This window comes from Arthrobacter sp., assembly GCF_030540645.1.
Classification (GTDB): domain Bacteria; phylum Actinomycetota; class Actinomycetes; order Actinomycetales; family Micrococcaceae; genus Specibacter.
Genome location: NZ_JAUNVV010000087.1, coordinates 13,169 through 14,226 on the forward strand (window position 1 = coordinate 13,169; position 1,058 = coordinate 14,226).

The following is a 1,058-nucleotide window of genomic DNA, read 5'->3' on the forward strand; positions in this document are numbered from 1 at the left end:
AACTGGGGGTACGACGGCGTCCTTTGGTATGCGGTCCACGAGGGCTACGGCGGGCCAATGGCCTACCAACGTTTTGTTGACGCCGCGCACCAAGCAGGCATGGGTGTCATTCAGGACGTGGTCTACAACCATTGGGGTCCCAGCGGGAACTACCTGCCGCGTTTCGGCCCGTATCTCAAGGAGGGTGCGGCTAACACGTGGGGAGATTCGGTCAACCTTGACGGGCCTGGGTCAGACACCGTCCGGCAATACATCCTGGAGAATGCCGCCATGTGGCTGCGGGACTACCATGTGGACGGTTTGCGACTCGACGCCGTGCACGCGCTGAAGGACGAGCGGGCGCTGACGCTGCTGGAGGAGTTGGGAGAACTGGCCGACGCGGTCTCCGCCGAGGTGGGGCGCCCGGTGACCATGATCGCGGAGTCGGATCTCAACGATCCGCGCATGCTGTATCCGCGTAAGCAGCACGGTCTTGGGCTGCGAGCGCAGTGGAGCGACGACTTCCACCACGCCCTGCATGTCAATGTCAGTGGTGAAACCACGGGCTATTACGCCGACTTTGATTCCGTCGGGGCCTTGGCGAAGGTGCTGGACAAGGGCTTTTTCCACAATGGCAGCTACTCCAGCTTCCGCGGCCGCCACCACGGCCGCGACCTTGACGTTCGCGCGGTGCACCCCTCCGCGCTGGTGGTGTGCAGCCAGAACCACGACCAGATCGGCAACCGCGCTGCCGGTGACAGGCTCTCCCAGACGCTTGGCTACGGGCAGCTCGCCGTGGCTGCCGTGGCTACCCTGGCCTCCCCTTTCACACCCATGCTGTTCATGGGTGAGGAGTACGGGGCCAGCACGCCGTGGCAGTTCTTCACCTCCCACCCCGAACCGGAGCTGGCGGAAGCAACTGCTGCCGGACGCCTGGCGGAATTCGAACGCATGGGGTGGGATCCTGCGTTGGTGCCCAACCCGCAGGACCCCGAGACGTTCCTCCGTTCCAAACTCGACTGGGCCGAAGCCGCTGCCGGGGATCACGCACGACTGCTGGATTTGTACCGGCGGCTGAT

Annotated in this window: 1 protein-coding gene; it reads left to right on the plus strand. The window is 64.5% G+C overall.

Annotated features, from left to right (window positions below; translation table 11 throughout):
• Positions 1-1,058, plus strand: a 1,058-nt coding sequence (locus Q4P21_RS13755; protein ID WP_303389316.1) for an alpha-amylase family glycosyl hydrolase, incomplete at both ends; no start/stop codon positions are given.